Source organism: Pseudokineococcus basanitobsidens (genome assembly GCF_037482545.1).
GTDB classification, from domain to species: domain Bacteria; phylum Actinomycetota; class Actinomycetes; order Actinomycetales; family Quadrisphaeraceae; genus Pseudokineococcus; species Pseudokineococcus basanitobsidens.
Genome location: NZ_JBBIAA010000020.1, coordinates 42,538 through 51,353 on the forward strand (window position 1 = coordinate 42,538; position 8,816 = coordinate 51,353).

The 8,816-nt window shown below is 73.0% G+C and carries 7 protein-coding genes; 1 reads left to right on the forward strand and 6 read right to left on the reverse strand.

What is annotated here, in order from left to right:
* Positions 1-58 precede the first annotated feature (58 nt).
* The 3 genes from WDZ17_RS13665 to WDZ17_RS13675 form a co-directional block, all read right to left on the reverse strand.
* Positions 59-595, reverse strand: a complete 537-nt coding sequence (locus WDZ17_RS13665) for a hypothetical protein (RefSeq protein ID WP_339575721.1) — start codon at positions 593-595, stop codon at positions 59-61.
* Between the two features lie 62 nt (positions 596-657).
* The gene (locus WDZ17_RS13670; RefSeq protein ID WP_339575722.1) at positions 658-1,083 is read right to left on the reverse strand and encodes a type II toxin-antitoxin system VapC family toxin; all 426 of its coding nucleotides are present in this window, start codon (positions 1,081-1,083) and stop codon (positions 658-660) included.
* Positions 1,064-1,294, reverse strand: a complete 231-nt coding sequence (locus WDZ17_RS13675; RefSeq protein ID WP_339575723.1) for an AbrB/MazE/SpoVT family DNA-binding domain-containing protein — start codon at positions 1,292-1,294, stop codon at positions 1,064-1,066. The genes WDZ17_RS13670 and WDZ17_RS13675 overlap by 20 nt, the downstream gene beginning before the upstream one ends.
* 118 nt (positions 1,295-1,412) lie before the next feature.
* Here WDZ17_RS13675 and WDZ17_RS13680 point away from each other — a divergent pair, with 118 nt between their 5' ends.
* The gene (locus tag WDZ17_RS13680) at positions 1,413-2,270 is read left to right on the forward strand and encodes an alpha/beta fold hydrolase (RefSeq protein ID WP_339575724.1); all 858 of its coding nucleotides are present in this window, start codon (positions 1,413-1,415) and stop codon (positions 2,268-2,270) included.
* A gap of 66 nt (positions 2,271-2,336) precedes the next feature.
* Here the strand turns inward: WDZ17_RS13680 and WDZ17_RS13685 are convergent, their stop codons facing one another.
* From WDZ17_RS13685 to WDZ17_RS13695, 3 genes are all read right to left on the reverse strand, one after another.
* Positions 2,337-4,727, reverse strand: coding sequence for an immune inhibitor A domain-containing protein (locus WDZ17_RS13685; protein ID WP_339575725.1), 2,391 nt, complete (start codon positions 4,725-4,727; stop codon positions 2,337-2,339).
* Between the two features lie 233 nt (positions 4,728-4,960).
* On the reverse strand, positions 4,961-7,342 hold the full coding sequence (locus WDZ17_RS13690; protein WP_339575726.1) for an immune inhibitor A domain-containing protein: 2,382 nt from the start codon (positions 7,340-7,342) through the stop codon (positions 4,961-4,963).
* Positions 7,343-7,468: 126 nt separating this feature from the next.
* Complete coding sequence (locus WDZ17_RS13695; RefSeq protein WP_339575727.1) at positions 7,469-8,659, reverse strand: aminotransferase class I/II-fold pyridoxal phosphate-dependent enzyme; 1,191 nt, start codon at positions 8,657-8,659, stop codon at positions 7,469-7,471.
* Positions 8,660-8,816 lie beyond the last annotated feature (157 nt).

The following is an 8,816-nucleotide window of genomic DNA, read 5'->3' on the forward strand; positions in this document are numbered from 1 at the left end:
CCTGCTCCACGAGACCTGGCGCGCGCCGCAGGCGCGAGGCCCCGGCACGTCGTCGCCCTCAGCCCGCGGGCGCGACCTCGCTGACGCGGACCCGCGTGCCGGCGCACGGCGTCCCGCGCTCCACCGGCCTCGGCGTCCCCGTCACACGGACCCGGTCCCCCACCGCGACGGACGTCCCCGCCGGCAGGAGGAGGGAGAACACCTGCCCGCCGGAGGTCATCTCGACGCAGTCCGGCGAGGACGGCTCGACGACCTCGCCGACGAGGACGACCGGCTGCGGCACGTCGGTCGGGGTGGTGGGGGGCGCGGTGGGTCGCGGCATCAGCGGGATCGACCCGCCGGTGGTGGGGGCGCTCACCGTCGGGCCTGCGCTGCTGCCAGGGCTGCTCCCAGAAGTACCGGGGCCGGTGCCGCCGGGGTCGCTCGTGGCCATGCCGTCTCCCGGGGTCGTGGGGGCAGGGGTGGACGAGGACGGCGAGGCCGCCCCCGCGGTGGTCGCCGGGGACGACCCTGCGGGCTCGCCCTCCTGCCCGCACCCCGCGAGCACGAGCACGGCGAGCAGGGCGGGGACGGCGGTGCGGGCACGAGGGCGCATGCCACTCGGACGCAGCCGACCCCCGCCACGGTTCCCTGCCGCGCGCTGCCGTGCCGACACCCTCACACCAGCTCCACGGCGACGCCGAGCGCCGCGTAGACCTCGAGCGCCCGCCGGTCCCGCGTGGCGAGCGTGAGCCCGTGCTCGACCGTGGCGGCGCCGACGAGCGCGTCGTACACGTGCCCCCCGGCCACGCCCAGGCGCGCCAGCCGGGCGAGGAGCGCTCGGGCGGCGACGTCGGGCAGGAAGCAGGTGGCGGGGAAGTTCGCCTCGAGGAGGACGGCGGCGGAGGCCGGCGTCCTGCGAGCCGGTGGCCGCAGCCGCGTCAGCACGGAGTGCGTCTCGAAGGCGGCGTGGCCCGCCAGGCCGAGCGTCCGGGTCTCCAACGCGTCGAAGACGGCGCCGTGGTCCTCGTGGTCCTGCACGAGGAAGGGCACCGCCGCGCTGGTGTCCAGCAGGGTCGGCGTCTCACCGCCGGTCGGCGTCACGCAGCCTCCGCACCTCGGCGTCGTCGAGAGAGTTCTGCGGGGAAGCCCCGACGAGGGGGCGACCGCGCACCTCGACGACGTCCTCGCCGGCCACGGCCTGGAGGCGCAGCGCCGCCCCGTCCACCTCCAGGTCCACCGGGCCGGGCTGCAGACCGACCCTCTCGCGCACCTCGCGCGGGATCACCAGCCGTCCTGCCTTGTCGATGGTCACACGCACACCACAGGACTACCACTCTCGTGCCATCCCGTCGAGCACCGGGACGAGACCGTGTCTCCACCGCCCCGCGAGCACCGCCACCGTCGGGCGAAGCCCGTGGTGGGATCGACCCATGGCCGAGCCGCGACGTCCCGCCCCCCTCGCGAGCCGGACGGTCGGCGAGGAGGGCCCGCGGGTCGTCTTCGTGCACGGGCTCTTCGGCCAGGGGAAGAACTGGGCGACGGTCGCGCGCCGGCTCGCGGAGCACCCGCGACGGGTGACGATGCTCGACCTCCCCGACCACGGCCGCTCGCCCCGCAGCGAGCAGGTCGACTACCTCGCCATGGCGGACGTGCTGGCGTCCGAGCTGGAGGCGCTCGGCGAGCCGGTCGTGCTCGTCGGGCACTCGATGGGCGGCAAGGTGGCGATGCAGCTGGCGCTGCGGCGACCGGAGCTGCTGCGGGCCCTCGTCGTCGTCGACATCGCCCCGGTGGAGTACCCCACGACCGGCGGGCACACCGACGACCCGGGCGAGGAGCCGACCCCGTTCGCCGACTACGTCCGGGCGATGCGGGCGCTCGACCTCGACGCGCTGACGAGCCGGGAGGACGCCGACGCGGCGCTCGCGCCCGCGGTGCCGAGCACGATGGTGCGCGGCTTCCTCCTGCAGAGCCTGCTGCGCGAGCCGGGGCAGGGGTCGGGAGGCCCGCGCTGGCGCTGGGCGCTGAACCTGCCCGTGCTGGCCGACGGCCTCGAGACGCTGCGCGGCTTCCCGGACCCGCCGCCGGGCGCCACGTACGACGGCCCGGTGCTGTGGGTCGCCGGGGCGACGTCGACGTACGTCCTGGACGAGGACCGGCCCGCGATGGACACGCTGTTCCCGCGCACGCAGCTGCTCACGGTCAAGGACGCCGGCCACTGGGTGCACGCCGAGCAGCCCGACGTCTTCACCGCCGCCCTCGAGCGCTTCTGCGCCCGCGTCGAGGGCTGAGCACCCCTCACGCGTGCGGCGGGAGGTCCGGGAGCGGCCCGCTGGACCGCTCCCGGACGTCTCGCGTCAGCTGATCCGGACCCGCATGGACGTGCCGTCGTCCGTGAGCACGCGCATCTTCACGCCGGCACCGGGGAGCTTCACGCCGTTGGCGGGGAACTCCTCGTAGAAGTACTTCTTGGTGTCGTCGAAGACGCGCGCCGCCTGCTGGCCCCGCACGTAGCTGGGCTTGCCGTTGATGTGCAGGGTGAAGGAGTCGGCCTTCTGCGTGGAGAACGGCGCGTCGTACACCTGGATGCGCGAGCGCCAGGCCTGGCCCTCGAGGTTGTACATGGGCCGCGGGTGCGCGTCCACGACGAGGTTGCGGCCCTCACCGGGGTGCCGGCTCACGTTGTTGTCCGCCTGCGAGGTGTCCCAGTAGGTGACGAGCAGCCCCTCCTGGTACGGGAAGTGCTCGACGAAGTCGGGCCGGTCCGGGAAGCCGAAGTTGTACGGCCCCGTCTCGAGGTACTGGTCGTAGGAGACGTAGCTGCGCTGGCCGGCGACGTAGTAGTTGTCGTAGGCCGTGCTCAGCTCGCTGCCCACCGAGCTGAAGCCGTCCGCCACGAAGGGGCTCGCCGCCGGGTCCTCCGCGCCGTCGGCGAGCACCGTCTCGCCGTCCGCCGTCACCGTGATGTCGTCGGCGAAGAAGCCGAGCTCGGACACGCCGCCGTCGGTGCGGTAGAGGAAGCGGAGCTGGACCTCGTCACCCGCGTAGGCGTCGAGGGGGATCTCGACGTCGGTGTACGTCGGCTGGTTGCCCGACAGCCCCGGCGCGCCGGACTCGTCGTCGAAGGGGGTCCCGCCGACGGTCCCGGCGAGGGTGGTCCAGGTGTCGCCGCCGTCGGTGGAGGCCTCGGCGTAGAGGTAGTCGTAGCCGGCCTCGATGTCCCAGCGCGCCTGCATCGCCAGCGTCGCCGTGCTCGCGCCCGTGAGGTCCACGTCCGTCGTGAGCGTGCTCGACAGGTTGTCCGCCTTGCCGGACCACCACTGCCGGTCCCCGGAGGCCGGCTCGCCGAGCGGCGTCGTCACCTGCTTGTCCGGCAGGACGACGACGACGCCCTGGGCGTCCGCGGTGTTGTACTCCTGCGGCCCGAGCACGAGGCGGCGCTTCTGCCCCGCCACGACCGTCTCGTAGTCGAGCCAGCCGAGCTGCAGCTTCTCCCACGCGCCGAGGTCGCCGGCGCGCGTGCCGATCGGCTCGCCCTCGCCCGAGAGCCGGCTCTGCGCCATGAGCGACCACCACTCGATGCCGTTGGAGCCGCCGGCGGTGTCGTAGTCGTCCGGCAGGCCCAGGTCGTGGCCGTACTCGTGGGCGACGGTCGACAGGCCGCCGTTCTCCGCCTGCATCGTGTAGTCGCCGACCCAGATGCCGGTGTCCCCGATCTCGGTGCCGCCGGCCATGTTCTCCGCGGGCCCCGTGCGCCCGATGTTCGTGCCGAAGGCGTACCAGCGGTGCGACCAGATGGCGTCCTCGCCGTAGATCGGGTCGCCGTCCGCCTCGTCGCCGCCCGCGTGGACGATCTGGAAGCGGTCGATGTACCCGTCCGGCTCGGCGAAGTCGCCGTCGTTGTCGAAGTCGTACCGGTCCAGCTGGTCGTACTGCGCCAGCCGGTCGGCGATCTCCTCGTCGCTGACCCCCTGCGCCTCCTGGTCGGCGACCCAGGCGTTCGCGCCGTCCTGGACGAGGTTCCACACGTTGCGCCCGACGATGTCGTTCGGCGTGGGGTTACGGCCGTACCGGGCCTCGTTGAAGGGGACCTTGACCCAGTCCGAGACCTGCCCGTCGACGCTGTAGCGCCCGGAGGACTGGGTCTCGTAGTAGGTCTTGAGCGACTCGACGCCGTCGCCCTCGCCGAAGTAGAGGTCCTGGTAGTAGTCGGAGGAGAAGTCCTCCTGCCAGACCGTCGAGTTGTCGACGCTGCGGTCGGGCTCGGGGATCTGGTTGTGCAGCGGGCCGTCGAACCGCTGCGGGCCGGGCTTGTTCGGGTCGCTGTCGACGTCCGGGAAGTCCGGCGAGCGCTGGTCGCCGAACTCGACGAGCAGGACGAAGACCGGGTCGGTGCTCTCGCGCTCGAGCTCGACGTACTGGTCCTCCGGCGTGACGGAGCCGGCGCGTCCTCGTGCCGTCGCGCCGGGGGCCGCGGCGGCGGCCTCCTCGCCGACCTTGACGACGGTCCGCCCGCCGATCTCCTGCGGCTCCAGCTCCCCGTCGAGGACGCCCGTCACCGCGGTCTCGCGCAGCGCCCGGCGCTTGTCCTCCAGGGGGTTCGGCAGGTCCTCGACCACGGGGGCGGCGGTGGCCTGCCCGAGCGGTGGGACGCCGGTGTCCGGGGCCGCCAGGGCCGCGCCGCCGGTGGAGGCCACGAGGCCTCCTCCGAGCACCAGCGCGGCCAGCCCGCCTGTCAGCTTTCGCATGTGTCTCCCTCGCCGGACGTGACGCACGGGCCTCCCCCGCAGCCGCAGCGAACCCTAGGTCGCGTTGCGCCGATCGGGTAGACCTGCAGCAGATGTGACGCACGTCCCACCTCGGAGGGATGTCCGTGTCCGGCGGGGCCGAGGGCACGGGGACGACCGAGGGCCCGGCGGCCGGAGCCGCCGGGCCCTCGCCCGTGCTGGTGGTGCGCCCGCGTGCGGCCCGCGGGCCGGGGTCAGCGGATGCTGACCCGCATCGTCGTGCCGCGCTCGGTGAGCACGCGGATCTGGACCCCGACGCCGGGGAGCTTCACGCCGCCGGCGGGGAACTCCTCGTAGAAGAACTGGTCGGTGTCGTCGAAGACCCGCGCCGCCTTCTGCCCGCGCACGTAGCTCGGCTTCCCGTCCACGTGCAGGGTGAACGAGTCGGCCTTCCGCGTCGAGAACGGCGCGTCGTAGGACTGGATCCGCGTCCGCCAGGGCTGGCCCTGCAGGTTGTACATCGGCCGCGGGTGGGCGTCCACGATCAGGTTGCGCCCCTCACCGGGGTGCTGGCTCACGTTGTTGTCCGCCTGCGAGGTGTCCCAGTAGGCCACGAGCAGGCCCTCCTGGTACGGGAAGTGCTCGACCCAGTCCGGGCGCGTCGACGGCCAGCCGAAGTTGTACGGCCCGCTCTCCAGGTACTGGTCGTAGGAGACGTAGCTGCGGTGGCCGGCGATGTAGTAGTTGTCGAACAGCTCGGTCGACGTCGCCGCGACGGAGGAGAACCCGTCGAGGACGAAGGTCGAGGCGTCCGGCGTCTCGGCGCCGTCGGTCAGCACGGTCTCGCCGTCGACGGCGAGGGTGATGTCGTCGGCGAAGAAGCCGTCCTCGGCGACGCCGCCGTCGGTGCGGTAGAGCAGCCGGAGCTGCACCTGCTGACCGGCGTAGGCGTCGAGGGGCACCTCGACGTCCACCCAGTCCGCCTGCTCGCCGTCGATCGCCGGGGCGCCGGACGCGTCGGTGCCGAACGGGGTGCCGTCGGCCGTGCCGGCCAGCGAGGTCCAGCTGTCGCCGCCGTCGGTGGAGGCCTGGACGTAGAGGTAGTCGTAGCCCTCCTCGATCGCCCAGCGCGACTGCATCGACAGCGTCGCCGTGGAGGCGCCCGTGAGGTCCGCCGACGCCGTCAGGGTGTTGGACAGGTCGTCGCCCTTGCCCGACCACCACTGCCGCTCGCCGGTGGCCGGCGCGCCCAGCTGCGTGGTGACCTCCTTGTCGGGGAGCACGACCACGACGCCCTGCGCGTCCGCGGTGTTGTACTCCTGCGGCCCGAGCACCATGCGCCGCTTCTGGCCCGCGACGACGGTCTCGTAGTCGAGCCAGCCCAGCTGCAGCTTCTCCCAGGCGCCCATGTCCCCGGCGCGGGACCCGATGGGCTCGCCCTCGTCGTTCAGGCGGCTCTGCGCCATGAGCGACCAGTACTCGATGTTGTTGCTGCCGCCCGAGGTGTCGTAGTCGTCGGGCAGGCCCAGGTCGTGCGCGAACTCGTGGGCGAAGACGGAGTAGCCGCCGTTCTCCGGCTGCACCGTGTAGTCGCCGACCCACAGGCCCGTGTCGCCGATCTGCGTGCCGCCGAGCAAGTTCTGCGCCGGGCCCGTGCGGCCCTGGTCGGTGCCGAAGGCGTACCAGCGGTGCGCCCAGATGGCGTCCTCGCCGTACGTCGGGTCCCCGTCGGACTCGTCGCCGCCCGCGTGGACGATCTGGAAGTGGTCGATGTAGCCGTCGGGCTCGTTGAAGTCGCCGTCGCCGTCGTAGTCGTACCGGTCCTGCTGGTCGAACTCGGCCAGCTCCGCGGCGATCTCCTCGTCGGTCGCCCCCGCGGCCTCGCGGTCCGCCATCCACTGGTTGACGGCGTCGCGCACGAGGTACCAGGCGCCCTGGTCGGTGCGGCCGTAGCGCGCCTCGTTGTAGCGCACGCGCACCCAGTCGGAGACCTCGCCGTCGACGCTGTAGCGCCCGGAGGACTGCGCCTCGTAGTAGCTCTTGAGCGTCGCGTCGCCGTCGCCGAAGTACAGGTCCTGGTAGTGCTGCTGGTCGAAGTCCTCCTGCCAGACCGTCGAGTTGTCGACGGAGCGGTCGGGCTCGGGGATCTCGTTGTGGCGCGGCCCGTCGAACCGGGTCGGGCCCGGGGTGTCCGGGTCCGTGTCCTTGTCGGGGAAGTCCGGGTGCCGCTCGTCGCCGAACTCGGCGAGGATCACGAAGATCTTGTCGGTGCTCTCCCGCGAGAGCTCCACGTACTGGCTCTGCTCCCGCTGCGACGGCGCCTCGGCCCGTCGCGCCGTGGACCGCCCGGCCGCCGCCGCGGCCTCCTCGCCCACCTTGACGACGGTGCTCCCGCCGATCTGCTCCGGCTGCAGCTCGCCGTCGAGCACGCCGGTGATGGCTGTCTCGCGCAGCGCCCGGCGCTTGTCCTCGAGCGGGTTGGGCAGGTCGTCGACGGGGGCGGCCGCCGGCTCCGTCGTCGGGGTGCCGGCCGGTGGCGCCGCGGCGCCCGGGGCGGCCAGCGCCGGGGCCATGCCCGTCGCCATGAGGCTGCCCCCGAGGGCCACGCCCACGAGTCCGCATGTCAGCTTGCGCATCAGTCTCCTCGGTGAGTCACGAGCGCAGGGGTGGCCCGCGCCGTCGCGCACCCTAGGCAACGATGCCCCGTTCGGGTAGACCCCGGCCGGACGTCCGTCCCGGCCGTCCTCGTCCTGGTACGGCCCTCAGCCGAGCTTGACCAGGCCCTTGCGCAGCTGCCGGGCGGCCTGGGCGATGCGCTGCTCGTTCTCGATGAGGGCGAAGCGCACGTAGTCGTCGCCCTCCGGGCCGAAGCCCACGCCGGGCGAGACGGCGACGTCGCACTCGGTGATGACGTGCTTGGCGAACTCGATGGAGCGCATCTCGGCGTACGGCTCGGGGATGCGGGCCCAGGCGAACATCGTCCCGCGGGGCGGCGCCAGCGGCCATCCCGCGCGGTTCAGCCCCTCGACGAGGGCGTCGCGCCGCGACTCGTAGACGGCGTTCACCTCGAGCGGGTAGTCCTGGGCCTCGTTGAGCGTGACCGTCGCCGCGATCTGGATCGGCTGGAAGGTGCCGTAGTCCAGGTAGCTCTTGAGCTTCGCGAGCGCCCCGACGACCTCGCGGTTCCCGACGAGGAAGGCGACGCGCCAGCCGGCCATGGAGAACGACTTCGTCATCGAGTAGAGCTCGACGGCGCACTCCTTGGCGCCCTCGCACTGCAGGATCGACGGCGGCAGCCAGCCGTCGAAGGCCGTCTCGGCGTAGGCGAAGTCGTGGACGAGGACGACGTCGCGCTCGCGCGCCCAGTCCACGAGCCGCTGCAGGTCGGGCAGGTCGATCGTCGCTGTCGTGGGGTTGTGGGGGAACGACAGGACGACGACACGAGGCTTGGGCCAGCCGAGCTCCCACGCCTCCATGACGTTGTCGACGTACGCCGCCCCGCTCGGCCCGTCCGGCCCGTTGAGGGAGACCTGGCGCGCGTCGGCCCCGGCGAAGTACGGGCCCCAGATGTGGATCGGGTAGCTGGGCGAAGGCACGAGCGCCGCGTCCCCGGCCTGGAGCAGCACCCACATGAGGTGGCTGAAGCCCTCCTTGGCCCCGATGGTGCTGATGACCTCGGTGTCCGGGTCCAGCACGACGTCGAAGCGGCGGCGGTAGAGGTCGGAGACGGCCTGGCGGAGCTTGGGCAGCCCGCGCGAGGACGAGTAGCGGTGGTTGCGCGTGTTGTGCGCCGCCTCGGCCAGCTTCTCCACGGTGAGCTCCGGCGAGGGGATGTCGGGGTTGCCGAAACCGAGGTCCACCACGTCCCGGCCGGCTCGCCGCGCCTCGATCTTCAGCGAGTCGATGATCGTGAAGACGTACGGCGGCAGGCCCGGGATGCGGCGGAACTCCATGTCCGGAGGGTAGACCCGGCCCCCGCGGCGCCCCGGGAGGGCACGCGCCGTGGACGTGCCCCGAGGACGGGGCGCCGGGCGACCTGCAGAGGGCCCGGCCCGGCGGCCCGACGAGCGGCTGACGCGAAGATTCCCCTGGGCGAGGGGTCAGCCGGTT

What these genes read in the sequence shown, in the direction of transcription:
- WDZ17_RS13665 (WP_339575721.1), bottom strand. Translation starts at nt 595, where the DNA reads ATGCGCCCTCGTGCCCGCACCGCCGTCCCCGCCCTGCTCGCCGTGCTC.
- WDZ17_RS13695 (WP_339575727.1), bottom strand. Translation starts at nt 8,659, where the DNA reads ATGGAGTTCCGCCGCATCCCGGGCCTGCCGCCGTACGTCTTCACGATC.
- WDZ17_RS13685 (WP_339575725.1), bottom strand. Translation starts at nt 4,727, where the DNA reads ATGCGAAAGCTGACAGGCGGGCTGGCCGCGCTGGTGCTCGGAGGAGGC.
- WDZ17_RS13680 (WP_339575724.1), top strand. Translation starts at nt 1,413, where the DNA reads ATGGCCGAGCCGCGACGTCCCGCCCCCCTCGCGAGCCGGACGGTCGGC.
- WDZ17_RS13690 (WP_339575726.1), bottom strand. Translation starts at nt 7,342, where the DNA reads ATGCGCAAGCTGACATGCGGACTCGTGGGCGTGGCCCTCGGGGGCAGC.